This window comes from Bradyrhizobium sp. NAS80.1 (assembly GCF_001908205.1).
Taxonomy (GTDB): Bacteria; Pseudomonadota; Alphaproteobacteria; order Rhizobiales; family Xanthobacteraceae; genus Bradyrhizobium.
Genome location: NZ_LGHL01000048.1, coordinates 61,980 through 85,704 on the forward strand (window position 1 = coordinate 61,980; position 23,725 = coordinate 85,704).

Genomic DNA, 23,725 nt, shown 5'->3' on the forward strand with positions numbered 1-23,725 from the left:
TTCAACTGACCTTCTTGGCGGCGGGAACCGTCCAGGTGCCGTTGATGATCGACGGGTCCGTTTCCTGCGGCCAATACATGCGCAGCATGAGGATGAAATCTCCCTCGGGCGCGGGGAGCCAGTTCGACTCCTTGTCCTTACCAGGGGAGTCCTTCTGGATGTAGAGGTCGGTTGAGCCGTCCGGATTTTGCTTGAGGTCTTGCCGCGCGCTGATCGAATAGCGGTTGAGCGGATTGTCCACGAAGAAGTACGCGCTGTTGTACATCGTGAGCGACCAGAATCCCTCGGCGGGGGGCAGGTGCCCCTTCGGGAAATGCATGACGTACTTGTTTGCGCCATTGTACGCGCGGCCGTCCGCGTCCTTTTGCGAGGTCGGGTAGACCGCATCCTGCGGACGGTTGGCGCCGAGTCCGATCGCGGTGACGAGGGCCCGCATCAGATAGTCGGTGCCATAGATGCCGGTCCTCGTCGTGTAGGCAAAGCCATTCTCGTCCTTGATCGCCTTGTTGATCTTGAACTGAAGCATGATCCTGTCGAACGACACCTCCGGCACACGCTTCAGGAAGTCCGCCTTGAGCTTGCTCTCGTCAAAGTCCTGTCCGGGGACGATGCCGATGCGCGCAAACTTGGCAAGCTGGGGGGGCGTCCGCTTCGTAGGGCGGATTGGCTTTCATGAGCTCGCAGAGCAGCTTGAAATACGACACCGCGTCCATGCGATTGACCTGTTCGCGAACGGCCGTCTTCATGTCGATCGAGGGATCGACCTTGCCCGCAGGCGGCGTGTACGGCTTGCCGTAGGCGCTGAGCGGAACGAGCTTGCACTCATCCTGCAGCTTGTGCACAGCCTCGTAGTCCTCCGGCGTGCCGGTGCAATAGATGCGGCCGAGCAGCCAGACCATGTTGGTGGACGACTTGTACTCTTTCACGCCATCCGGCAGTGTGCCTTTCCAGCCAGGTCCGGTGATCGCGTAGGTCTGCGCCCCGGTGCCGGTGGTGCGCTTGCCTGGCGCCTGGAATACCGTGGTCCAGCCGTCCAGCATCGGCATCAGGAAATAGCGCCCCTTCATGTCCGGGATGCTGAGGACCCACGGTTCTTTCCCGACATCGAAGAAGGAGGTCGTGTATAGCGTGTCCGCGTTCGGTGCCGTGACGTCCTTGAATGAGGCGTTCGGATACTGGCGCAGCTTGATGATCTGCCCCATCGGCGCCTTCGTGCCCACGGGCTCGGCGACGTTGGTGAGAACCCGGCGGGTCATCTCCATCGTCACCAACGGATAGCCGAAAACGTAGGCGTCGCTCGCGAGCCAGAAATCTTCCAGGCCTCGCCCCACGCCAAAGAAGGAATCCTGCGCAAGGGCTGATTTTGTTGCAGCCGCGCCTGCCAGCAGGCCCATGCCTCCCAGCGCAAGATTACGACGAGTGATCTCCATTTCTTTCTCCTTGGTACCTGATTGAAACGACTTCAAACGATTGGCGAGTGGGGTCGACGACGATATTTCTTCCAGGATCACGACCGCAGAAATTCGCGCTTCGTCAGCACGTATGCGCTCTGGGTCAATCGCTTTTGCATCAAATGCTCCCTTGCCATGTTGAGCGGGCTGGCATGCCAGCCACTTCTGGTGCGCTTACCAACTTACGGAAAGCTCGGCGGGCGGCTATGCAAATTCGGCAAGCGCGAGCTTTGGTCGCGCACCAATGGACGCAGGATCAGCTTCGGTGCGACCACGAGGGACCGTTCATCGCACGCTGCCAACGGAATCCGCGCCTGTGCTGAAACTGCATAGCGGATCGGTAGAAATGCTCTCTAATGACTTCCATAGTGCGCGTTCGCCCCGACGCCTGAGGAAGCGGCGGCGCACTTGGCCGGTTCGCGAGGAAAGCATTCAATGCAGATTGATACTCCGTCAGCCGCGCACCTGTCGCAGGTCATTTCGCAGGTGACCGCGCGCGGGGCGCACCTCTCGCTCTATGAAATCTCACACATCATAAGCAAAGCTAAAGTCGGTTCGCGGCGTCGAATGGAGCTTGATATCCCTGTCACTCCGAGGCGGCACCAGCGCTCGAACAGCTTCATGCCGTGATCCATTGCCCGACCCGCGACGGGACGGAATACAATTCAGGGACATGATCACACTTCAGCGCAAGGCTTAGCTTTAGTCGGAGAATTGCTCGATGACCGCCGTCAAACTACCGGCCTGGCTTCGTATCGTGATGGTGAGCGGCGCATTCCTGCTGGCCATTGGCGCGGGGCTGTTCGCCTATTTCTGGTACATCCGACCGGTCACGCTGACCGCCGCGGTTGGATCGCTTGATGGCGAAGCCGATAAGGTCCTGTCGGCGATCGCAAGTCGCCTGACCGCCACGTCAGCACCGGTGAGGCTGCGGATCGTCAATCAATCGGGGGCCCTCGAAGCCGCCAATGCCTTTTCATCCGGCAAGGTCGACCTCGCGGTCGTCCGCGGCGACGTCGGCGACCTGTCGCAAGCCCAAGCAGTCCTCGTGCTTGCACATGCAGTCGTGCTGATTGTGGCCCCTCCTGGTTCGCCGCTGACTGACGTGGCGAGCCTGAAAGGCCACCGCGTTGGCGTGGTCGGCGGAGAGATCAACAGGTCCGTCGTTAACGCACTGCGTCAGCAATATGATCTCGAGCGCGCAAACGTGAAGTTCAGGGACCTCTCGTTGCCTGAGGCACGCCAGGCAGTCGACGCCAGGAGCGTCGATGCGCTTCTGCTCGTCATTCCCCTGACCCCAAAATACCTGTCGCTCGCGCGTAGCCTCTTCCCGCAAAACATGAAGTCCCAGCCGGTCCTCATTCCCATTGAATCGGCCGACGCGATTGCGGAAAGTCATCGTGCCTACGAAAGTTTCGACGTGCCGAAAGGCACGCTCAGAGGTTCGCCGGCAGTCCCGGATGACGACCTGACGACACTTCGGGTGTCTTTCTACCTGGTCGCGCAGAAGAAGCTCAATCCCGACACCATAGCCGATCTGACAAGATCACTTCTCGCCGCGCGCCGGGACCTCATCGGCGAACTGCCAGTCCTGGCGCAGGTCACAGCGCCTGACACGGATCCCGACGCCTTCCTGCCGGTCCACGCCGGTGCATCGGAATATTTCAACGGCACTCAAGAAGGTTTTTTGGACGAATGGAGCAATGCGATCTACCTGACGCCGATGATCCTCGGCGGAGTGGCTTCGGTCCTCGCTGCGGCCTGGAGGTTCATCGGCCTGCGGACACCGAAACCGGGCGAATCGGCGCTCGACGCGCTCTATGCCCTGGCCCGCCGGGTTCGCAAGGCGCAGCACGAGGATGAATTGTCCGACATCGAAAGCCGGATCGATGACATCTTGAGCGACCAGCGTCTCAAGATTGCAAGCGGAGACGAAGATGCCGCCGATATGGCGACATTGAACGTTGCCGCGAACAGGGTCGAGAGCCTGATCCATGCTCGCCGGGCCATGCTAAGCACGTCTTAATTGTCCACTTCTACCGATTTGCATAAGCGACCGGATGGTACGCGGACTGGCCGGTCTCCTTGGCGATCACACGTCCGGAGCCCATTCCAAGCAAATCGAGCGTCTCGACAACGGCATCGATGTCATAAGCGACGTTGTTCTCGCTTAACTAACCACTCATTTCGCGAAACACATTACTTAGGACATGGCTTGCTTCGCGCCGGAGCCGCCCCTTGGGCGCGACCATCAGCCCTACGAAATCGCAGAAACGGAGTGAAGATACGGAAACAAACAAAGAGTCCGACAGCAACCTGGCCGTGCGACCTCCTTCACAAAACACGTTTCACGAGAACCGTTCTGTTCTCGGCCTCCGTCTTGCGAAGCCATCGGAAAAGAAGGTTCTTTGTATGGTGGGCGCACCAGGGCTCGAACCTGGGACCCGCTGATTAAGAGTCAGCGACGGCTAAAGAACAATCAATGACTTATTCGTTGTACCACCGGGCTTATCCGACCGAAAACGAGCATTCGTCGCACGATCACAGTGCGTCGTTGCACTTCCTATTAGCGGGCCTTGATCGTCCGCCAAATGTCGAGTGCGCGATAACCTCGATACTCCGGCGTTGACGCCTGTGCTTTCCTGCATCAAACCGAGACGAGAGCTCCGCTTTCCGCCGCACGTTTGACCGCATCGATCACTCTGAGGGTTTTCAGCCCCTCGCGCCCGCTCACCACAGGCGCGGCCGTACCGCGGATAACCCCACAGAAATTGGCAATCTGCAGGCCAAGCGGGTCTTCTTTCTCGTACCTGGGCCGCTCGCGCTCGATCGGCGCCCACCAGCTGGCCTTGCTCGGGTGATGCCATAGATCGAGTTGCGGAATAGCCAGCGATGCTCTCGTACCGCCGATCTGGTAGCAGCTCTCCTGCGTATGACTGTAGGCCGGATTCTCACCAGCCGTGAATTCCCAGCTCCAAGGCGATTGGATGGTGTCGGAGACATTGACCGTTCCCAGTGCGCCCGAGGCGAAGTGCAGGATGATCACCGCTGTCTCTTCAACGGCATTTCCACGCAGCCGACTGGATTGCGCAGCTTGCACCGCGACGATATCCCCACACAGGTAGCGCAGCAGGTCGACATCGTGGATGAGATTCAAGAAGACCGGCCCCGCCCCCTTTTCGCGACGCCATGCTACATCGAAATAATCGTCCGGCTTGATCAGCCAGAACATGCCATGCACTGATACGATCGTGCCGAGCTGGCCGCCGTCGATCTCCGCCTTGGCGCGCTGGATCATCGGGTTGTGGCGGCGATGATGGCCGGTGAGCAAGGGCACGCGCGCCCGCTCGGAGGCTTCGACCAACGCCTGTGCAGCGACGATGTCATCCGCTAACGGCTTCTCGATCAGCGCCGGGATACCCGCAGCGATACAATCCATGCCGTTAGCCACGTGCATCTGATTGGGGGTGGCGACAATCACCCCCTCCGGCCGGTTTTCGGAGAGCATGTCCTGAAAAGACGGAAACCAGTCTACCTTCAGCGAAACCGCCAACTCTCGTGCCGCAGGCGCCGGGTCGACGATCGACGACAGTATCGCCTCCGGCCGCGCGAGAATGTGGTCGATGTGCCGCTTGCCGATGAGACCCGCTCCCATCACTGACAGCCGAACTGGTGAACTCATACAATGCTATCCCTTGTTCTCATCAAGCAGCCTGGCCACGCGACGCAAGCCGAGCAGGTACCCTTGAGTGCCGAAGCCTGCGATGACTCCATCAGCCCGTTTGGAGACAAACGAGTGGTGGCGGAATTCCTCACGTTTGTGCACGTTCGAAATGTGCACCTCGATGACGGCGCCCTCGAATGTGTTGAGAGCATCAAGGATGGCGACCGACGTATGGGTGAAAGCGGCGGGATTTATCACGATACCGGCGGCCGCCTCACGCGCCTCGTGGATCCAGTCGATCAGCTCGTATTCTCTGTTGGATTGATGAAAGCGAATCTGAAGGCCGAGCTCCTCGGCTAGCGCTCGACAATCCCGCTCCACATCCGCAAGCGTCTCGTGACCGTAGATGTGGGGCTGGCGCTTGCCGAGCAAATTGAGATTTGGTCCGTTGAGGACGTAGACAAGACGACTCATGGAAGTACTCCGTTCAGTGATGGGCGAGGATTTTCGCCAAGGAACTGCCTGGTGCGGGCGTGCTGTGGGTTGCGGAAGAAGGCGTCGGGCGAGCCTTCTTCGATGATCTGACCTTCAGCCATGAAGATCACACGATCCGCAACCTGGCGGGCAAAGCCCATCTCGTGGGTGACGCAAATCATGGTCATGCCGTCGTTGGCGAGGCCTATCATCGTGTCGAGCACCTCCTTGACCATTTCGGGATCGAGCGCCGAGGTCGGCTCGTCAAACAGCATCACCTTGGGCTGCATGCAGAGCGCACGCGCGATCGCGACGCGCTGTTGCTGGCCGCCCGAGAGCTGAGCAGGATACTTCTCGGCCTGGTCGCCGATGCGGACCCGCTCGAGAAATTTTCGCGCGGTCGCTTCCGCCGCGGACTTGCCGATGCGGCGCGCGCGAATGGGTGCAAGCATGCAATTCTGCAACACCGTCATATGCGGAAAAAGGTTGAAGCTCTGAAAGACCATGCCGACGTCCTGCCGTACGACATCGATGGCCTTGATGCTGTCGTCCAGCCGGTGACCGTTCACCACGATGTTGCCCTGCTGGATCGCCTCGAGGCGGTTGATGCAGCGGATCAGCGTCGACTTGCCCGAACCGGACGGACCGCAGAGCACGATCTTCTCGCCCTTGCGCACGGTGAGATCAACATCGCGAAGTGCCTGGTACCCGCCGTACCACTTCTGCACGCCCTTCATTTCGATCAGGATCTGGTCCTGCATGGATTCGGCTCCGCTGTGGGCGGCGGCCAACGCGGATTATGCGTCGGCCGCGCGCAGTGGCTACTGGACGGTGAATGGAACGCCGGGGACCGAGTCGGGGAAGATCGGCACGGGCGCCTTCATCCATTTGGCGTAGAATGCGGCCAGCTTGCCATTCGACTTGATCTCGTCGATGAATTTGTTGGCCGTCTCGTTCCACTCCTTGTCTCCAAGGCGCGTGCAGGCCCCGTTGTAAAGAGCAGTAAAGTGAAGCTTGGGCTCGAAACCCAAGTTCGCGCTTTGCCGCGTTCAGACGCTGCGGGTAGAAGCTGTTTGCGCCGACGGCTTGCACTTGGCCCGAGAGCAGCGCCTGGATCGTGGCCGCATCATCGTCAAATCGGCGGATTTCGGTGCCCGCTGGAGCGCTATTGGTGACCTGGGTGTCCTGCGTCGAGGACCTCGGAACGCCGATAACGTACTTGCCCATATCGGCATTGCTGTTGATCGGGGTCGCCTGGGCAGCGACCAGCGTAATCTCGTTGGCAACATACGGCTTGGAATACTGCACCGCTTTCGCGCGCTCGGGCAGCATGGCCATGGTTGCGAACAGAATGTCTACGCGGCCTGTGGTCAGCGCCGGAATACGATTGGCCACCGCCAGCGGCACGAACTCTGCCTTCACGCCGAGATACTCGGCGAAGGCGCGCCCCATGTCGGCGTCGATGCCATCCTGTTTTCCCGAGCTATCGACATAGCCCCAGGGAGGATTGTCGCCCTGAATGCCGACGACGACGACGCCCTTCTTCTTGACGTCTTCCAGCGTGCCGGCCTGTGATTTGCCTGCGATGGCGATAGCCGCCAATGCCAGCAGCGCGATGCCGAGCTGGCGGCGGTTGGATGAAAACAACATGAGTATCTCCTCCTGGTGATGGCTGTATTTGATTGAGCAGGTGCGCCGTTCCTACCTTTGGCTGGCCAGGGCGAGCCTGGCCTCCATCCGACTGCCCCACCACGACAGTGGCCAGCAGAGGATGAAATACATCGCGCCGACCACGCCGAAAACGAGCAACGGCTGGAAGGTCTGGTTCGAAACGATTTGACCGGCGCGGGCGAGTTCGATGAAGCCGACGATGGCCGCGAGCGACGTGCCTTTGATGAGCTGCACGAGATAGCCGATGGTCGCCGGCAGCGAGATGCGGATTGCCTGTGGCAATACGATGTCGCGCATGCGGGACGAATAGTGCAGTCCGAGCGCCATCGCCGCCTCGGTCTGGCCACGCGGCACGGCCTGGATTGCGCCGCGCCAGATCTCACCAAGGAAGGCGGAGGCATTCACGGTGAAACCGATCGCCACCGCGACGAAGGCGTCGAGCTTCAGCCCGGTCAGCGCCAGCCCGTAATACACGACGAAGAGCTGCAGCAGCAGCGGAGTGCCCTGGAATATCCCGATGTAGATGCGGGTGATCCATTCCACGCCCTTGTGACCGCAAGTGCGCAGCAATGCGACAGCGAGCCCCGCCGTGCAGCCGCCTGCGAATGCGACCAGCGTAAGCAGCACGGTCCATTGCAGACCACGCAGCAGGAAACCGAACTCGGGAAGGCCAAAATGCGGTGTCATGACCTGCCCTCCTCAGCGTGTCGGATAAGAGAAGAAGCGGTGAGAGATGACAGCAAAGCCCAGCATCAGCAGCCAGGAGATCGCGAGATAGAGGAAGGTGACGGAGAAATAGACCTCGAAGCTGCGGAATGTGTCGCTTTCGATCCGCTGCGCAACCGATGTCAATTCGTAAGCCGACACCGCCGAACAGATCGATGAGGTCAGCGTCAGCATGATGAACTGACCGGTGAGTGAAGGGTAGATCGCGCGGAGTGCGGGCTTGAGCACAATGAAGCGGAACACCTGCCCTTTGTGCAGTCCGAGCGCGTAGCCGGCCTCCACCTGCCCCTTGTGAATTGACTGCACGCCGCCGCGGATGATTTCGATGGCGTAGGCGCCACCATTCACTCCGAGTGCGATAATGGCGGTAGCGGTTGGATTGAGCTTCAACCCGATGAGCGGCAGGGCGAAGAACAGAAAGAAAATCTGCACCAGGAAAGGTGTATTGCGGACGATCTCGACGAAACCGATCACGATGGCCCGCAACCAGGCCGCTTTTGAATCGCGTGCCGCGACGCCGGCGACACCGATCACCATCGCGAGCGTCATGCCGGCAAGCGCCAGGCCCAACGTGCCCACGCAGCCCCACAGCAGGGCCGGCACCGCGTGCCAAACCACAGAGAAATCGAGCGTGTAGCCCATCTTGCGTTTCCTCTCAGGCGTTGTGCGTGCCGCTCGCCCATCGGCCGGGTGTCACCCTCCCAGGGATGCAAAAGTGGCGAAGAAGACGCCTGGATCAGGTGAGATGCCGGTGAACAGGCGGAATGCTTCGGTGCCCTGGAAGATGGCCATGCCGCCGCCATCGACGGTGCGGCAGCCGAGGGCACGTGCGGCCCGCAGCAGCGCGGTTTCCAGCGGGAAGTAGACGATCTCAGCGACCCACAGATCAGGGCGCAGCAGAGCCGTCGGCAGCGGCGTCCCTGGATATTTGTCCATGCCGATCGGCGTTGCGTTGACAATACCGTCTGCGGCAGCCACAGCTGCGGCGACATCCTGGCCGGCCCGTAAGCGCCCTTCTGGAAATCGGGGGGACAAGCTATCCACCAAACTCTGCGCCTTGGCCAAGTCGACATCGATGATGGTCAGCTCCTGCACGCCGAGCTTCATGAGCGCGAAAGCAACTGCCGCGCCCGCACCGCCCGCACCGAATTGGACGACGCGACCAAGCGATGCACCTTGCATGTTGCGGCGAAAGTTCTCAGCGAAGCCGAACCAGTCGGTGTTGTGGCCGGTCATTCGACCGTTCCTGATGACCACGGTGTTCACCGCACCAAGCGCCTCAGCGTCGGGCGACAACTCGTCGAGGAGGGGCAGGATCGCCTGCTTGCAGGGATGGGTCACGTTCAGCCCGTCGAAGCCCATCCGTCTTGCTGCCGTGAGCAGTTCCGGCAACGCCTCCACGCCCAGCTTCAACTCTGTCAGATCGATCTTCTTGTAGAGATAGCGGATGCCGGCGGCGTCAGCGGCCGCTTCGTGCATAGGCGGGGTGCGGGACGCGGCGATGCCGCTACCAATCAGGCCGACGAGAAAGCTGGACTTCGGATGCATGCTCGGCATCGCCCGTCAGCTCAATGGGACAGTCAGTTCGGCAATGACCTGAGCCGTGCCCGGTCGAACGCCGCGCCACCAGGCAAAAGCTTCTGCCGCCTGCTCCACCAGCATGCCGACGCCGTCGGCGAGCTTGGCTACGCCTTCGCCGCGGGCCGATTGCAGAAAGGGAGTCAATCCTTTGCCGTAGGCAAGTTCGTAAGCCAGCTCCGCACCGCGGAAGACATTGCCTGGAAGCGGCGGCATTTCACCTCGCAGGCTGGCCGATGTCGCGTTGACCACGACGTCATAGCCCTCGGCAAGATCGGCCAGCTCGGCGTAGCCGCTGACCATCAAGGGACCACAGCCGGCAAACTCTTCGGCCAGCGCCACCGCTTTCGCCAGCGTCCGATTGACGAGGACCAGCTCGGACGGCTCCTCACACAGGAACGGCAGCAGCGCGCCACGCGCCGCTCCTCCAGCGCCGAGCATCAGGACGCGCCGGCCGGCCAGCTTGACGCCGAGATTGACCGTGATGTCACGCGCGAGGCCGACACCATCGAAGTTCTCGGCAATGATCCGATCGCCCTCGAACTTCAGGCAGTTTGCGGCGCCCGCTCGTCTGGCGCTCTCTGAAAGCTCGTTTGCGTAGGCGAGAGCATCGAGCTTGAACGGCGCGGTGATGTTCAGCCCCTTGGCGCCCTCTGTCCGGAATTGATCAACCCGTTCGCTGAAGCCATTGAGGGGGCCCTCGATCGCTTCATAAACAAGGTCCTGTCCCGTCATGTTGGCGAAAGTGCCATGGATGAGAGGTGATTTGCTAAAGCTGATCGGATTGCCAATCACCGCATAGCGATCGCTCATGGCTCACTCCTGCACTGCAGCTTCGTTGTAGAGCACGCCATCGCGCACCATCGCTTCGACGACCTCGGCCGATAGTCCAAGCGACTTTGCAATGCGGCGATTATCTTGGCCGAGCAGTGGCGCCGGCGTGCGCACCGTGGTGTCGCAATCGGAGAAGCGGAACGGCAGATTCGGCAGCGTCACCGTGCCGAGCACGGGATGCTCCTGCTCGACCAGCATGCCACGCGCGTGGATCTGCGGATCCTTCACGACCTCTTCGATGGTCTGCACGGGAGCGGAGGGAACACCTGCTTGATCGAGTGCCGCAAGACAGGCATCCCGAGATGGCTGCGACAGCGTCCAGGCGCGCACGATCTCCATGGCTTCGGCATAATGGGCGTTCCGCGCAGCAGGCGTGGTGAAGCGCTCGTCGGATGCCAACGTGTCTCCCCCGATCAGGCGCGCCAATCGCCGCCACGCATCATCGACTTGCGCTGCGATGACAAGATTGCCGTCCTTGGCTGGAAAAACCCCGTAGACGGTCGAGTCCGGCTGTCCGCTTCCAGTCTGCTTCGGCAGGTCGCTACCGCCGGAGAGGAAGTAGCGCTGAACCGCATAGTCGTGCATCGAGACCATGCAGTCGTACAGCGCCAGATCGATATGTTGGCCGCGTCCGGACGACGCGCGGCCGACCAGCGCTGCATTGATGGCAGCCACACCGTGAATGCCGGTGTACATGTCCGCCAGCGGCATCCGCAGCAGCGGCGGGGCTTCCCCGGGGGAGCCCAGCTGCGCCAGAGCGCCCGACATCGCCTCTGCGATCAGGCCGAAGCCTGGACGGTCGGCATAGGGACCGGTGTGGCCATAGGCGGATACCGAACAGTAGATCAGCCTCGGATTCCGCGCCGACAGCGCCTTGTAACCCAGCCCGAGGCGCTCGAGCGCGCCCGGGCGGTAGTTCTCGATGAAGACGTCGGCTGTGTCGACCAGCTTCATCATAATGTCGAGGCCACGCTTGTCGCGCAGATCGATACACAGGCCCTGCTTTCCCATGTTCTGCTGCAGAAAATAGCCGGATTGCCCGTCCTTGAAATAGCCATGGGCACGGCCCGCATCGCCTTCCTTGGGACGCTCCACCTTGATGACTTCAGCGCCCATCGCGGCGAGGCAACGGCCCATGAACGGGCCTGCGAGAAAATGGCTGTAGTCGATGACGCGAATGCCCTTGAGCGGCAGATCTTGTGCGCTCATGCCCGCTCTCCCGCGATATCGGTCTTCGGACGCATCGGAATCATCAGCCGGTGTTCGCCGAGCTGCGCCACTTCGCCGCGCTGATTGATCAACTCGGAGGGCAACACCACGATGCCCCAACCTTCCCGCTTGGTGGCGCGCATCGAACCGACGCGGAACTTCACATGCACGGTATCGCCGAGCTTGATCGGCAGCTTGAAATCCCACGTCCAGCCCAGCGACATTCCCGGAAGGAAGCGGTAGTCGGCACGGGTCTTCAGACCGTCGGCCAGCGACAGACCAAACAGCCCGTGCGCGACGCGCGTGCCGAATGGTGTGGTCCTTGCGTATTCCTCGTCGACATGAACAGGCGTGAAATCACCCGTCAGTTCGGCATAGGCATTCACCATTGCTTCGGTGACCGTCACCGCGGGGGTGACGCATTCGTCGCCGACCTTGGCATCGTCCCAGTAGCGCTCATCGGTCATGTCGCGTGTTCCTTAGGCCCGTGGGTTGATCGCCAGCGCCGCTTCCACGGCACCCGCACTGGCTTGCAAGATTTCGACGTTCAGCCCGCCCGGCAGCTCGAGCCAGTTCGGCCCGGCAGGCAACGCCTTGGCGCCCCAGGCGGCGGCACGGGCGAGCACGCCTTCGTAATCGTCGACCATGATGCCGAGATGGGCGAGACGCCCCTCGGGTCCGACAAAGTTGCGATCTTCGATGAGTTGCACGCTCCCGAACACCCATACCTGCCGCGGGCGTGCACCATCGGCGGGTTGTTCGTCGCGAACGGCAAGACCAAGCACCTCACGAAAGAAGCTGACGTGCCGGTCAACATCCGGCACGCGGATCGCGACGTGTTCGACGTAGGCGCGCGGCAGCGACATCGCCTCAGGCCTTTCCTGGATAATTGTTGCGGGCGTATTCGAGCCCTTTGATCAATGCGACGAGGGTCGAGTTGACGGGGGTGGGCACGTTGAGCTTGGCGCCCCAACGCACGACGGAGCCGTGAATGTAATCGACCTCGGTCGGATTGCCTGATTGCAAGCTCTGCAACATCGACGTCTTGAACTCGGGCGGCAATCCAGCGGATGCCATCGTCCAGGCGCGGCGCGGATCGGCAATCGAGATCTTTACGCCGGCAGCCTGTGCGACCGCGATGCTCTCCGAGATCGCGGCCAGCGCGCAGTCTTCCAGGATCGGTAGGGAATAGAGGCCGCCATACGTCAGCCCGGTAATTGCGGTAATTCCTCCGCCGGCGACGTTGATGAACAACTTGTCCCACATCGTGCCCAAGATGTTATCGCTGAGCTGCGTGAGAATGCCGGCTCGATTGAAAGTCTCGGAAATTCGCTGTGCGCGTTCCGTCAAACGTCCATCAAGTTCGCCGATGATTGTTTCCTTGCCGATGACCCCGGAGCGAACGTGACCGGGGCCCAGCAGCACGCCGCCAACGTAGGTTTTGCCCGCCATGACCCGGTCACGACCAACTTCCTCCGAAAGAATGTCCTCGTGACCAAGGCCGTTTTGAAGCGACATCACAACGCTCTGCGGTCCGATGATCGGCGCCGCCGCCCGGATGGCTTCCCGCGTGTGGTAGGATTTGACGAGGACGATGACGAGGTCCGCCACGCTGCCAACCTCCGTCGCGGAGGTGCAGGCAGAGACCTTCACAACGGTCTCGGCGTCACCTTCGAGCATCCGCAGACCACGGGCATTGATCGCGTCGACATGAGCCTGAAACGGATCGATCAGCCAAACCTCGGCACCACCGCGCGCCAGCGTGCCTCCGATGGTCGAGCCCAAGGCGCCCGCTCCGATAAAGCAGATCCTCATCCGAACGCGTCTCCCCGGCCAATTTTGGCGTTCGAAGCGTGGTAGCAGGCTGCCTGGTATTTGGATATGCTATGATCCTTATACCCATTATTGTGATTTGCAATGAAACACCAGGATCACGCCGAGACCAACCTGCTCGACCCGCGCCTGCTCAGGCTCTTCGATGCATTGTTCACCACGGGGAGTGTCACCAAGGCAGCCGAGAAACTTGGCCAGAGTCAGCCGACCATCTCCATCTGGCTCGCACGCTTGCGACGGGAATTGAGTGATCCGCTGTTCATCCGGTCGGCGGAGGGAATGCTGCCGACGCCGCGCGCCGAGGCTCTCATCGGCACCGCCAGACAGGCATTGGAGATGCTGCGTCGACTGGCCGAGCTTCGCCCTGAGTTTGATCCGGCGACTGCAAAGCGCCGCTTCGTCATCTGCATGACGGACGCGAGCCACATCACGCTCCTTCCGGCCATCCTCGCCTACGTTCGTCGTGTTGCTCCGGGCATCCGCATCGAGGCGGCGCAGATCGGCGGCGATACGCCACGAATGCTGCAGTCAGGCGAGGCCGATTTGGCACTCGGCTACATCTCGGACCTCGACGCTGGGCACTTCCAACAGGCACTGTTTCCGCAGGATTGGGTCTGCCTGGCGAACGCCAAACATGCCCGGATCCGCGACCGCATCACCGCAAAGGATTTCAGGCGTGAGGCGCACGTCCTCATTCGTTCCGGCACCGGACATCGCTTGCTCGCGGAAGCGCTACGGGAGCAACGGATAGTCCTTGACGTTGCGCTCGAGCTACCTGGCTTTTTAGGACTCCCCGCAATCGTCGGGACGACTGATCTGATCGCCACCCTTCCAAGACACATCGGCGAAACGCTCGCTCACTATTACGGCCTGCGCGTGCTCGATTGCCCGCTAGCGATCACCGGTTTTACGGTGAAGCAGTATTGGCACGCCCGCTTCCATCACGACCCGGCAAGCCGATGGTTGCGTGATGTGTGCGGCGAGCTTTTTCAACAGCAGGAAGTGCGGGGTTTGCATCGTTCCGGGCGGCCAAAGAGGCGAAAGCCGCGCGATTTTCCGTCGTAGCCGAGAGCGTCCAGACGCGCCTCCCAAGGGCTTGGAAATAAGGACTTTCCAATGGCGGGCGCACCAGGGCTCCGCTTTCTGGAATTAGCCGACACGCAGGTTGAGTCGTTTGACGCCGGCCTCGAGTTGTCCGTGTACAGCCATGTCGGCGACGGCAATCTGCACTACAACGTGCTCGTTCCTCCTGACGTCGACCGGCTGGAGTTCACCAAACGGATCTAAGGCAGCCTATCGTTGCAACTCTACGACATGGCCGCGGCGCTCGGCGGCACCTTCAGCGCGGAGCACGGCGTCGGTCGTTTCAAGAAGCACCTTCTGGAACGGTACGGTGATGTCGGGCGTATCGCGGCGATGCGCCGGATCAAGACCGCCTTTGATCCGGCTGATATCATGAACGCCGGCGCGATCGTTCGTCCGCTGGACCAGACGTCTGCCTCTTGAACCATCGGCCGGCGAGCTGGCGATACTTTCGTCCAGGCCCAAACGTTGCGTCCTCGGCTGACGCCCCTCGATCGCCCAAATCGCTTTCTAAGATAAGGAAAGAGCCACTCCCAAGGAGTGGCTCAAGTTGGGGAGGAAACGCTCCTTCGGAACTGCTGACTTCCGGCTCGATCTTCAGATGGCAGAGATGTCCAGCTTCGAGCCATCGACCAGACGCGACAGCCGGAACGGTGTGGGATCGACGCAAGGCGTGTCGTTGACGACAAGCTCTGCGGCCAGATAGCCGAGCCCCGGGCCCAGACCAAAGCCGTGACCCGAGCAGCCTGCCGCGAGGACGAGGCCTTCCACCCCATCCACCTGCGACACCACAGGCACTGCGTCCGGCGTGCAATCGACGAAGCCGCCCCAGGCGCTATCGATCTTTATTTCGCCGAGTTGGGGGAAGGTTTTCCGGACACTCTCCACCACTTGGCTCACCAGCCATTTCAAGGGCGGAGGATCCAGCACGCGATTCTGTTCGAAGATCCGATCGTCGTTGGTCAGCAGGGCCGGCATCGAATCCGGCCCCGAAACGAACGATCGGCCGACGCCGAGCCTGACGTTCTTCAAGCGACGCAAGAACTGCGGCATGAATTCCCGGCTGTACCGGATGGCCTGGGGCGTGATTTCGAGGTTCGCCTTGCCGCTGATCGCAAGCGTATAGCTGCCGTCCAGTCGGCGCGTGATCGTGCAGTAGGGTGTGGAGACCGCCTCGCCTATGTTGATTGTCGGGGTAGAACGCAGCGCGGTCTGCCGGATGCTCGCTTGGGGGAAACTGATCCCGAGCGGCCGAAGGAAGCGCGAAGACCAGGCGCCGGCGGCGCACAGCACAGCGCTGGTTCTGATGTAGCCCTTCTCCGTGTGCACGCCCGCAATCTTGCCATTGGCCAGGTCGAGCGCCCGCGCGGCGCATCCCTGATGGATCGTGGCGCCCAGAGTTCTGGCCGCTTCGGCGATAGCCGGCGCAGCGAGCGCAGGTTCGGCCTTGCCGTCCCGCTCCGAATAGGTCCCGCCAACCCATTTGTCGCGCGCTTCCGGGACGCGCTCGGCCACCTCCGCCCGGCTCAGCACGCGCGTCTCGACGTCGTACTCCCTGGCGACCTCGCGCCACTTTTCCCAGCCGGCGAGCACAGCCTCGTCGTGGGTCGCATAGACGAGACCGCAGCGTCGAAATCCGAGGTCCCGATTGATATCGCGCGTGAGCTCGTCCCACAGCCGCATGGAGAGCACCGAGAGCGGCAGTTCGCGCCGGTCGCGGTTCTGCTGGCGGCACCAACCCCAGTTTCGGCTCGATTGTTCACAGGCGACGTGGCCTTTCTCGAGCAGCGCAACAGAGAGACCGCGCTTCGCCAGGTAATAGGCGGCCGTAGAGCCGAGAATGCCGCCGCCGATGACGACGACGTCCGCCTCGGCCGGAAGACGCTCATCGCTGTGAATGCGCTCGACGTGGGGCGACATGTTCCAACGAACCTCGGCTGCCAGGAATGCGGAAGCAAAATTCCGATCAGCTCTTCATCGCATCGTGCGCACGATACAATGTGCTGAAATCATCTAGAACTTCGCAAGAAGTTCGGTTTTTGAGCGCTTGAGCGATACGAGCTGCTCAAGCCCCGACCGAGTATGGTAGCAAGAACAGTGTAAGAGTTTCATCTCAAGCGCGATGCCGCAGCTTTTCGGAGCCGACATTGAGCTATCGGTAGAATCCGAGAACTGCTTTGGTCTCGAGATACTCCTCCATGCCCTCGATGCCATATTCCCGGCCGTTGCCGGAACGCTTGTAGCCGCCGAAAGGTGCGTTGGGGTCCCAGTCAGGATAGTTGAGATGCACTTGACCCGACTGGATCTGCCTGGCGACGGTCCGCACCATCTCCATATCGGTGCCCTGCACATGGGCGCCGAGGCCGTAGACGGTGTCGTTGGCGATCGCGATCGCCTCGTCCACGGTGTCGTAGGGAATGATCGACAGCACCGGGCCGAAGATCTCCTCCCTTGCGATCCTCATGTCGCGATGGACGTTCGAGAAGATCGTCGGGCTCACATAGAGGCCGATCCGCAGGTGGTCCGGCCGACCTCGCCCGCCGATGACGAGCTTGGCGCCTTCCTCCAGGCCGACACCGATCATGGTCTGCACACGCTCGAACTGTGGCCGGTTCGCAATCGGACCGTGAGTCGTGTTTTCCGCAAGGGGATCGCCGACCACCAGTTCCGAAGCGGTCGCCGCTGCCAGGCTCTCGACCTCTTCCATCTGCGGACGGTACACGAGCATCCGCGTCGGCGCGCTGCAGGATTGGCCGAGATTACGGAAGGCGGCGCCGACGCCGAGCGGAACAGCACGGCTGAGATCGGCGTCCGGCAAGATGATATTCGGCGACTTGCCGCCGAGCTCCTGGGCAACGCGCTTGACGGTGGGCGCCGCCGCTTGCGCAACGAGAACACCGGCCCGCGTCGAACCGGTGATCGAGATCATGTCGACCTCTGGATGCGACGCCAGAGCGGCGCCCACGATCGGACCTGTCCCATTGACGAGGTTGAACACGCCGGGCGGACAACCGGCATCGTCCATCAGCTCGGCGAACAGCAAGGCGCTCAGCGGCGACAATTCACTCGGCTTCAACACCACGGTGCAGCCGGCCGCGATCGCCGGGCCCACCTTGGCGGTGATCTGATAAAGTGGCCAGTTCCAAGGCGTGATGAGGCCGCAGACGCCAATGGACTCGCGCATGATCGCGGTGCTGCCGCGCGCGGCGATGAACGGATAATTCGCGAGATTATGCCGGGCGACACGGATGTGTTCGGCGGCCAGCGGCACCTGGGCGCGGCGCGCGTAGGTGATGGCGGCTCCCATCTCGCACGTGAGGGCCTGCGCGAACAACTCTAGCCGCTCCAGCAGCAAAGCATGAATCCGGTCGAGCAGCACCGCTCTCTCAGCAGGCGGTGTCATGGACCAGCCGGCGAAGGCTCGTCTGGCGGCTGCGATCGCGCAGTCCACATCATCGTCATCGCCGAGCGCAACGTCAGCTATCGGCTGCTCCGTCGCCGGATCGATGACGGTTGCTGCTGCCGTAACTGATCCGATCGGCTTCCGCCATTCTCCGTCGATGTAGAATTTTCCGAGGAAGCCGGCTTCCGTCAGGTGTCGAAGGGGCGAGGTCATTGGAAGCGATCCTTGATCCGGTAATAGGCGCCGATCTGCGGCAGGAACCACGGGGCCGAGGTGGGCGGGAATGACCGGCCAGTCCTACCAGCCGCGCATCCGCGGCCATCGGGCGTGAATCGCGTTGCTGCCGTCGGAGACGACGTTGTACAACTCGTGTTGCGACGCCGTCGCACAGGCGTGATTGGGGAGAATCCTGACCTTCGCGCCGATCGGAAGATTGGGCAAAGCGTGCGCCGACCCGGGCCTGATGGCGAGGATTCCGTGCTCCTGGCTTGCTTGCGCAACGATCAGGTCGGGATAGATCTTGCCGGCCACGTCGCAGACCAGACCATATCCCTGGTCGACCCGCTGCGCCGCGGTGCCACGGTCGCGCGACAGCGCCATCCACCCCGCATCGACCAAAATCCAGCCCTTCTCGGGTTTCGTGCCGATCACGGTGGCGAGCACCGAGATGGCGATGTCATCGGTTGTGCAGACGCCGACGCCGTGCATGACCAGATCGAAGAACATGTAGACGCCGGCGCGCATTTCCGTGACGCCGGTCAGGTCTTCGGCGAAATGGGCGGTCGGCGTCGAGCCGACGCTGACGACAGGACATTCATGGCCGGCCGCGCGCAATGTCGTTGCGGCCGCGACGGCCAAGGTGCGTTCGTTCTCCGCAGCCGCGACAAGGGCCGCCGGCATGCTGAGGCTGTAGGATTCGCCGGCATGGGTGAGAACGCCGGCAAGCTTGACGCCGGCCTCGGCCAGGGCTGTCGCGACGACCAGGAGCTTCGGATCGGTCCCGGTCAGCCCGCCGCGATGACCGTCGCAGTCGATCTCGATGAAGGCGGACGGTGTCACATCGGCTGCGCGCCCGGCCGCGCCAAGAATGGCGGCCTGCTCAGGCAAATCCAGCAGCACCTTGATGTCGATGCCTGCTTTCCGCAGGCGCATCGCCCTCGCGGCGGTGTGAGGTGCAAGTCCCACGGCATAGGTGATGTCCCGGAAGCCATGCTGCGCGAAGTACTCCGCCTCCGCCAAGGTTGAGACAGTGATTGGTCCCACCCCCGATGGATAGGCGCGTTGGGCGACGTCAATGGATTTCGCTGTCTTCATATGGGGACGCAGCACGATGCCTTGCGCGGCCATACGAGAGAAGAGGCGCGCGAGATTGCAATCCAGTCGGTCGCTGTCGAGCAGGAGAGCTGGTGTTGCCAGCGCGCCGAGCGTCGCGGCTGCCTGTTCCGACCCGGCGTCCGGGATATCCGTTCTGTCCATCTCCACCCGCAGCATCCCGATGTCCCCTAGCCGAATGACTGGTTGGCGAGCCCAAAGATGCGCGCCGGTCCCGTCCATGGAGCCGGCGTTCCCAGCACCATGGTTGTGGCATCGCTGACGCGCTGCAGGCCGATGCTTTCGAGCCATTCCCCGAGCTGCGAGGAGGCTGGAGTGTCGATCCGGACGAAGACAGGCCCGAGCCGCGCGATCGTGAATTCAATCAGCGCGCGCGCATCGGTCGGGCTCTCGGCCACCACGGGGCCGACGACATGCCCGCGGCCGAAAATGCGAGAGATGGCGTAGCCCCGAAGTGTGCCGTCACGCAGCAGGACATAGCCGTTATCGCTGTCAAACAGCCGATTCAGCAACTGCCGCCGCTCCAACCCCGTAGCGGCGCGGTCGAGCCGCGCGATCGCCTCGAACTCCGATGCGGACATCGGTCTGAGGAGACCCGATCGCGGCGTCTCGTGGGTTACACTTGGAATTCCCTGATGCTGGTGAATAATCCCGGTCGGTACGAAGCCGCGGCGGCGATACAGCGTGATGCCTTCGGCCGTCGAATTCAGTGCGATGGTCCGCGGATGGGCCGACGCCAGCAACGCGTCCATCAGCCGCGCCCCATAGCCACGGCCCTGAGCGGCCTTCGCGACAATGATCATGCCGGCGGAAGCATGAGTCTCGCCGTGCGGCCACCAGGCCGCAGTCCCGATCACCGTCCCGGCGTGCTCCAGAACAAAGCCATGGCCCAGCTGCAGCGCGACGTCCCAATCCTCGATCCGGTAAGGCCAGGACATCTCTTGCGAGAGCTTCAGGGCGCCTTCCAGATGCGATCTGGCGAATGGAAGCAGGACCACGTCCTCATTGTCGCGATGCCCGACTGGATAAGCGGCGGCTGTCATGATCGGTCGACGTCTCTTGCTCGGGTTGCCGGACTACTCGCCACAGTGCGAGTGCGATCTGACGATCGTCGCACGGTCTGCAGCGTATCTTGAGGCCGACAGCATTACGCAATCAGACTCGAGCAAAGTTCGGCATAGTATTTCATTGATGATGCGGCAGAACGACCAATCTGCCTTCAGCGGCTGGCGCGCCACAGCGCGAGCCGATCACGCATGCGATAGCCCGGAATGAAGGCGGGCATGAACCAGGGATTGCCTCGATAGAACGGGATGAAGGCTGGAGGGCGGAAGTCAAAGGCCGTGCGTGCCCGTTCCTCATGCTCCATGAGCTTGTGAGCTGCATGCATACCGACCCACGGCGCCCAGACCACGCCCGAGCCGCAAAAGCCGGTGGCATAGACGATGCCGTCCTTCTCGAAGATGCGAGGAACCATGTCGCGGTTCATCGCCACGTTGCCGAACCAGCTGTGCGAGAGGCGAACGCTCTCCAGTTCCGGAAACAGATTGATCAGGCCCTTGCGGAGAAGCAGCTTCGGGGCGATAGGATCGCCGACGCGGGAGCTGTCGCGGCCGCCGAGCAGAATGCGTTTGCCATCGGGCGAAGGCCGGTAATAGAAGCCGACCTCCCGATTCTCGGTGATCATCATCCGTTTCGGCATCAGCCGCGTCATGACGTCTGGCGCGAGTTGCTCTGTCGTAATGATCCGGCTGCGGACCGGCACCAACCTGCGACGCAGGAAGGGCAGGGCGGCATCGGTGTAACCATTTGTGCAGACCAGCACCTGACGTGCCTGCACCGAGCCGGCCGAAGTGACGACGCAGAATCCGGAGCCATCCCTCTCAATCGAGATGACCGGTGTTCGACCGTGGAGGGTCAACCCCGAAGCGAGTGCGACGCGCAGGAGTTCGGCGTGAAATTTCGCCGGATGCAGCCCGCCGATGTCCATCCGAACCGTGCCGCCGCGATAGACATCCGTGCCGATGTACTTTCGCTGCTCGGCATAGGGAACTGCATAAGCCTCGATCCCAAGCCTCTTCGCGAGCCTCTCCGCGGTCCGCGCCATGGATTCGTATTGTTCATAGCCGAATGCGCCTTTGAACTGTCCCACCGGCTGGAAGTCGCAGGCAAGTCCTTCCGTCTTGATGAAATCGTAAAGGAATTCGCGTGCGTTCTTGCCTTCGGCCTCGATCACCAGCGCCCTCTCCTCCCCGAACCGCCGCGTGAGCATCGCGAAGTCCGGCCGAATGGTTCCGCTGGTGATCCCGCCGTTGCGCGTAGATGCTCCCTCTCCCGGATCCATCGCATCGAACGTCGCAACAGAGCGTCCTTCGCGCGCCAGCACCAGACCGGCCGAAAGCCCGGCATAGCCCGCGCCCACGATCAGCACGTCGAGTTTCTTGGGCAGTGGCTGTTGAGGCAGCGGCTTGAGCGGTGAGGCTTCCCACCAGTAGGGCGTCGCCTTCTCGTCAACTCCCGGCGCGGGCATGGCGGTTTCTTCTCGTATGTTCAACGGCGACCCGGCTCGAAATATCAGATGTGGTCGTTTCGAACGTCGAGGGCATCTCGCAAGCCATCGCCGATGAAATTGAAGCTCGTCACCGCAATTGTAATCGCGGCACCGGGAATGATGGCGAGCCATGGAGCGCTCGCCAGATACTGCTGCGCGCCGTTGAGCATGTTGCCCCAGCTCGGCAGTGGCGGCTGGATGCCGTAGCCGAGGAAGCTGATATAGGCTTCCAGCAGAATTGCGCGGGCGACCGCCAAGCTTGCGGCGACGATGATTGGACCCATGGCATTGGGCAAGATCTCGCGGAACATGATATGCTTCCCGCTGAGCCCCACCATGCGGGCAGCCTGGACAAACTCGCGCTCGCGCAGCGAGCGGACTTCGGCCTCGACAATCCTGGCAGTCTCCATCCAGCTCGTGACGGCAATGATGACGGTGATCATGACGGGACTCGGCCGCAGCGTCGCGGCCAGCGCCAGGACGAGGAAGATCGAGGGATAGGACAGGAAGCCGTCCACGGTGCGCATCAACGCCGCCCCGACCCAACCGCCGCGATAGCCCGCCGTCACGCCAACCAGGGTGCCGATCAGCGTCGACAACAGCATCGCGGAGACTCCCACCAGCAGCGAGATGCGCCCTGCCATCAAGAGCCGTGCGGCCAAGTCACGTCCGAGAGGGTCGGTGCCGAGATAATGGTGACCGCTAAGAGGTGGAGCGAAGCGGGCGCGCAGATCGATGTGGAGTGAGTCGTAAGGCAACGCATAGGGGCCGATGACGCACGCCAGCACGAGCAGGGTGATCATCGCGATCCCAACGAGCGCCAGATGATGGCGCATGAAGCGGTACACCGCACGGCTGTGCCACCAGCGAGTTGGAGTAGCGTGCGCGGCGATGACGGTCATATCTGCTGCCTCCTGTTATCAGGCATGAGTCCGCGGGCTCAGCCCAGGCGAATGCGCGGGTCGACGGTGGCGATGATGATGTCTGCGATCAGGTTGCCCAACACGACCAGGACGGCCGAGAAGATCAGCAGCCCCATCACGACCGGATAGTCGCTGTAACCGAGACTATCGAGAAACAGCCGACCCATTCCGGGCCACGTAAAGACCGTCTCTGTGACCAATGCGCCGGTCAGAATGCTGGGCAGCTGCATCCCTGCCAGCGTGATCATCGGCAGCAATGCATTGCCGACGACATGCTTCAGCAAGATGCGGCGCTCGCTGACGCCCTTGGCCCGCGCCGTCTTGACGAAATCCTGACTCAACGCGTCGAGTGTCGCCGTGCGCATGTAGCGGCTCCAGATCGCGACGTGAACGAGCGAGAGCACCAGGCTCGGCAGGATCAGATGATGCAGATAGTCCAGCACCGAGCCGTCGCCGATCGTGTACATGTTACCTGCAGGAACCCACCCGAGCTTCAGGGTGAAGATATAAATGCCGATGAGGCCGAACCAGAAAGTCGGGACCGACAGGGCGACCATGGCGCCGGCTGTTGCGCAGTAGTCAAACAGGGAATAGCGGTGGGTGGCGCCGCGGATTCCGATCCAGGCACCGACCGCGATCGCAAATGCGGTGGACGTGCCCATCAGCAGTAGCGTCGCCAGCAAGTGTCGACCAATCACCGCCAGCACCGAAGAGCCGTCGCGGAACGAATGTCCCCAATCGCCCTGGAGCAGCCGCCAGGCCCAATCGAGATACTGTATCCATAGGGGCCGGTTCAACCCGAGCTGCGCTGCGAGCCGCTCCACATCCTTCTGCGTCATGCCCGGATCGAGCCCGAACTGCGCGAGAGGGCCGCCCGGCATGAGATTGAGAACCGTGAAGCCGATGATCGAGACGATCACCAGCAGCACGATGCTCTGCGAGAGACGATTGAGCAGGAACCCGGACATTCGAGTCACCATGTTGGCGTTGCAG

Annotated in this window: 21 protein-coding genes, 1 tRNA gene and 3 pseudogenes; 4 read left to right on the forward strand and 21 right to left on the reverse strand. The window is 61.9% G+C overall.

Annotated elements, in window-relative coordinates; translation table 11 throughout:
• Position 1 precedes the first annotated feature (1 nt).
• Positions 2 to 1,430: pseudogene (locus AC629_RS12270) on the reverse strand (DUF1254 domain-containing protein).
• 742 nt (positions 1,431 to 2,172) lie between these two features.
• Between AC629_RS12270 and AC629_RS12280 the strand changes: the two are divergent.
• Positions 2,173 to 3,477 (forward strand): TAXI family TRAP transporter solute-binding subunit, encoded by a 1,305-nt coding sequence (locus AC629_RS12280; RefSeq protein WP_084805017.1) that lies wholly within the window; start codon positions 2,173 to 2,175, stop codon positions 3,475 to 3,477.
• A gap of 387 nt (positions 3,478 to 3,864) precedes the next feature.
• On the opposite strand, the gene AC629_RS46720 is transcribed toward AC629_RS12280, so the two are convergent.
• From AC629_RS46720 to AC629_RS12340, 13 genes and pseudogenes are all read right to left on the reverse strand, one after another.
• Positions 3,865 to 3,969: transfer RNA gene (locus AC629_RS46720), tRNA-Ser, on the reverse strand.
• Positions 3,970 to 4,098: 129 nt separating this feature from the next.
• A complete protein-coding gene (locus tag AC629_RS12285; RefSeq protein WP_084805018.1) occupies positions 4,099 to 5,133 on the reverse strand; it encodes a Gfo/Idh/MocA family protein in 1,035 nt (344 codons plus the stop codon).
• Positions 5,134 to 5,139: 6 nt separating this feature from the next.
• Positions 5,140 to 5,589 (reverse strand): type II 3-dehydroquinate dehydratase, encoded by a 450-nt coding sequence (gene aroQ, locus AC629_RS12290; RefSeq protein WP_084805019.1) that lies wholly within the window; start codon positions 5,587 to 5,589, stop codon positions 5,140 to 5,142.
• Between the two features lie 13 nt (positions 5,590 to 5,602).
• A pseudogene (locus AC629_RS12295) lies at positions 5,603 to 6,350 on the reverse strand (amino acid ABC transporter ATP-binding protein).
• 60 nt (positions 6,351 to 6,410) lie between these two features.
• Positions 6,411 to 7,239, reverse strand: a pseudogene (locus AC629_RS12300) (transporter substrate-binding domain-containing protein).
• Between the two features lie 51 nt (positions 7,240 to 7,290).
• On the reverse strand, positions 7,291 to 7,947 hold the full coding sequence (locus tag AC629_RS12305) for an amino acid ABC transporter permease (RefSeq protein ID WP_084805020.1): 657 nt from the start codon (positions 7,945 to 7,947) through the stop codon (positions 7,291 to 7,293).
• A gap of 12 nt (positions 7,948 to 7,959) precedes the next feature.
• Positions 7,960 to 8,628 carry an amino acid ABC transporter permease gene (locus tag AC629_RS12310; protein WP_084805021.1) on the reverse strand — a complete coding sequence of 223 codons (669 nt, stop codon included), beginning with the start codon at positions 8,626 to 8,628 and terminating at the stop codon, positions 7,960 to 7,962.
• A 51-nt stretch (positions 8,629 to 8,679) separates the two neighbouring features.
• The gene (locus AC629_RS12315; protein ID WP_084805139.1) at positions 8,680 to 9,534 is read right to left on the reverse strand and encodes a shikimate dehydrogenase; all 855 of its coding nucleotides are present in this window, start codon (positions 9,532 to 9,534) and stop codon (positions 8,680 to 8,682) included.
• Positions 9,535 to 9,549: 15 nt separating this feature from the next.
• Positions 9,550 to 10,377 carry a shikimate dehydrogenase gene (gene aroE / locus AC629_RS12320; RefSeq protein WP_084805022.1) on the reverse strand — a complete coding sequence of 276 codons (828 nt, stop codon included), beginning with the start codon at positions 10,375 to 10,377 and terminating at the stop codon, positions 9,550 to 9,552.
• A gap of 3 nt (positions 10,378 to 10,380) precedes the next feature.
• Positions 10,381 to 11,607 carry a CaiB/BaiF CoA transferase family protein gene (locus AC629_RS12325; RefSeq protein WP_084805023.1) on the reverse strand — a complete coding sequence of 409 codons (1,227 nt, stop codon included), beginning with the start codon at positions 11,605 to 11,607 and terminating at the stop codon, positions 10,381 to 10,383.
• Positions 11,604 to 12,074 (reverse strand): MaoC family dehydratase, encoded by a 471-nt coding sequence (locus AC629_RS12330; protein ID WP_084805024.1) that lies wholly within the window; start codon positions 12,072 to 12,074, stop codon positions 11,604 to 11,606. The genes AC629_RS12325 and AC629_RS12330 overlap by 4 nt, the downstream gene beginning before the upstream one ends.
• Positions 12,075 to 12,086: 12 nt before the next feature.
• Positions 12,087 to 12,473 (reverse strand): VOC family protein, encoded by a 387-nt coding sequence (locus tag AC629_RS12335; protein ID WP_084805025.1) that lies wholly within the window; start codon positions 12,471 to 12,473, stop codon positions 12,087 to 12,089.
• Between the two features lie 4 nt (positions 12,474 to 12,477).
• Positions 12,478 to 13,422, reverse strand: coding sequence for a ketopantoate reductase family protein (locus AC629_RS12340; protein ID WP_084805026.1), 945 nt, complete (start codon positions 13,420 to 13,422; stop codon positions 12,478 to 12,480).
• 102 nt (positions 13,423 to 13,524) lie between these two features.
• Here AC629_RS12340 and AC629_RS12345 point away from each other — a divergent pair, with 102 nt between their 5' ends.
• Genes AC629_RS12345 through AC629_RS50515 form a run of 3 tightly spaced genes read left to right on the forward strand, consistent with a single transcriptional unit; the run spans position 13,525 to position 14,946 of the window.
• Complete coding sequence (locus AC629_RS12345) at positions 13,525 to 14,505, forward strand: LysR family transcriptional regulator (protein ID WP_084805027.1); 981 nt, start codon at positions 13,525 to 13,527, stop codon at positions 14,503 to 14,505.
• Positions 14,506 to 14,556: 51 nt separating this feature from the next.
• Entirely contained in the window at positions 14,557 to 14,727 is a 171-nt protein-coding gene (locus tag AC629_RS50510; protein WP_245331824.1) for an FAD-linked oxidase C-terminal domain-containing protein, read from the forward strand.
• A gap of 12 nt (positions 14,728 to 14,739) precedes the next feature.
• On the forward strand, positions 14,740 to 14,946 hold the full coding sequence (locus AC629_RS50515; protein ID WP_245331825.1) for an FAD-binding oxidoreductase: 207 nt from the start codon (positions 14,740 to 14,742) through the stop codon (positions 14,944 to 14,946).
• Positions 14,947 to 15,120: 174 nt separating this feature from the next.
• Here AC629_RS50515 and AC629_RS12355 read toward each other — a convergent pair whose 3' ends face one another.
• The 7 genes from AC629_RS12355 to AC629_RS12385 all read right to left on the reverse strand — a co-directional run bounded on the left by AC629_RS12355 (position 15,121) and on the right by AC629_RS12385 (position 23,700).
• Positions 15,121 to 16,443 carry an NAD(P)/FAD-dependent oxidoreductase gene (locus tag AC629_RS12355; RefSeq protein ID WP_084805028.1) on the reverse strand — a complete coding sequence of 441 codons (1,323 nt, stop codon included), beginning with the start codon at positions 16,441 to 16,443 and terminating at the stop codon, positions 15,121 to 15,123.
• 232 nt (positions 16,444 to 16,675) lie between these two features.
• On the reverse strand, positions 16,676 to 18,139 hold the full coding sequence (locus AC629_RS12360; RefSeq protein ID WP_084805029.1) for an aldehyde dehydrogenase family protein: 1,464 nt from the start codon (positions 18,137 to 18,139) through the stop codon (positions 16,676 to 16,678).
• An 84-nt stretch (positions 18,140 to 18,223) separates the two neighbouring features.
• Positions 18,224 to 19,417, reverse strand: coding sequence for an alanine racemase (locus AC629_RS12365; protein WP_143199083.1), 1,194 nt, complete (start codon positions 19,415 to 19,417; stop codon positions 18,224 to 18,226).
• Positions 19,418 to 19,428: 11 nt separating this feature from the next.
• A complete protein-coding gene (locus AC629_RS12370; RefSeq protein ID WP_084805030.1) occupies positions 19,429 to 20,301 on the reverse strand; it encodes a GNAT family N-acetyltransferase in 873 nt (290 codons plus the stop codon).
• Between the two features lie 176 nt (positions 20,302 to 20,477).
• Positions 20,478 to 21,788 carry an NAD(P)/FAD-dependent oxidoreductase gene (locus tag AC629_RS12375; RefSeq protein ID WP_084805031.1) on the reverse strand — a complete coding sequence of 437 codons (1,311 nt, stop codon included), beginning with the start codon at positions 21,786 to 21,788 and terminating at the stop codon, positions 20,478 to 20,480.
• A 44-nt stretch (positions 21,789 to 21,832) separates the two neighbouring features.
• Positions 21,833 to 22,711 (reverse strand): ABC transporter permease, encoded by an 879-nt coding sequence (locus AC629_RS12380; protein WP_084805032.1) that lies wholly within the window; start codon positions 22,709 to 22,711, stop codon positions 21,833 to 21,835.
• A 38-nt stretch (positions 22,712 to 22,749) separates the two neighbouring features.
• Positions 22,750 to 23,700 (reverse strand): ABC transporter permease, encoded by a 951-nt coding sequence (locus AC629_RS12385; RefSeq protein ID WP_084805033.1) that lies wholly within the window; start codon positions 23,698 to 23,700, stop codon positions 22,750 to 22,752.
• Positions 23,701 to 23,725 lie beyond the last annotated feature (25 nt).

Coding starts and splice junctions, on each gene's coding strand:
- AC629_RS12280 (WP_084805017.1), top strand. CDS start 2,173: ATGACCGCCGTCAAACTACCGGCCTGGCTTCGTATCGTGATGGTGAGC.
- AC629_RS12385 (WP_084805033.1), bottom strand. CDS start 23,700: ATGTCCGGGTTCCTGCTCAATCGTCTCTCGCAGAGCATCGTGCTGCTG.
- AC629_RS12380 (WP_084805032.1), bottom strand. CDS start 22,711: ATGACCGTCATCGCCGCGCACGCTACTCCAACTCGCTGGTGGCACAGC.
- AC629_RS12285 (WP_084805018.1), bottom strand. CDS start 5,133: ATGAGTTCACCAGTTCGGCTGTCAGTGATGGGAGCGGGTCTCATCGGC.
- AC629_RS12345 (WP_084805027.1), top strand. CDS start 13,525: ATGAAACACCAGGATCACGCCGAGACCAACCTGCTCGACCCGCGCCTG.
- AC629_RS12355 (WP_084805028.1), bottom strand. CDS start 16,443: ATGTCGCCCCACGTCGAGCGCATTCACAGCGATGAGCGTCTTCCGGCC.
- AC629_RS12340 (WP_084805026.1), bottom strand. CDS start 13,422: ATGAGGATCTGCTTTATCGGAGCGGGCGCCTTGGGCTCGACCATCGGA.
- AC629_RS12315 (WP_084805139.1), bottom strand. CDS start 9,534: ATGCATCCGAAGTCCAGCTTTCTCGTCGGCCTGATTGGTAGCGGCATC.
- AC629_RS12360 (WP_084805029.1), bottom strand. CDS start 18,139: ATGACCTCGCCCCTTCGACACCTGACGGAAGCCGGCTTCCTCGGAAAA.
- AC629_RS50510 (WP_245331824.1), top strand. CDS start 14,557: ATGGCGGGCGCACCAGGGCTCCGCTTTCTGGAATTAGCCGACACGCAG.
- AC629_RS12335 (WP_084805025.1), bottom strand. CDS start 12,473: ATGTCGCTGCCGCGCGCCTACGTCGAACACGTCGCGATCCGCGTGCCG.
- AC629_RS12330 (WP_084805024.1), bottom strand. CDS start 12,074: ATGACCGATGAGCGCTACTGGGACGATGCCAAGGTCGGCGACGAATGC.
- aroE (WP_084805022.1), bottom strand. CDS start 10,377: ATGAGCGATCGCTATGCGGTGATTGGCAATCCGATCAGCTTTAGCAAA.
- AC629_RS12375 (WP_084805031.1), bottom strand. CDS start 21,788: ATGCCCGCGCCGGGAGTTGACGAGAAGGCGACGCCCTACTGGTGGGAA.
- AC629_RS12325 (WP_084805023.1), bottom strand. CDS start 11,607: ATGAGCGCACAAGATCTGCCGCTCAAGGGCATTCGCGTCATCGACTAC.
- AC629_RS12365 (WP_143199083.1), bottom strand. CDS start 19,417: ATGCTGCGGGTGGAGATGGACAGAACGGATATCCCGGACGCCGGGTCG.
- AC629_RS12310 (WP_084805021.1), bottom strand. CDS start 8,628: ATGGGCTACACGCTCGATTTCTCTGTGGTTTGGCACGCGGTGCCGGCC.
- AC629_RS12305 (WP_084805020.1), bottom strand. CDS start 7,947: ATGACACCGCATTTTGGCCTTCCCGAGTTCGGTTTCCTGCTGCGTGGT.
- AC629_RS12370 (WP_084805030.1), bottom strand. CDS start 20,301: ATGACAGCCGCCGCTTATCCAGTCGGGCATCGCGACAATGAGGACGTG.
- aroQ (WP_084805019.1), bottom strand. CDS start 5,589: ATGAGTCGTCTTGTCTACGTCCTCAACGGACCAAATCTCAATTTGCTC.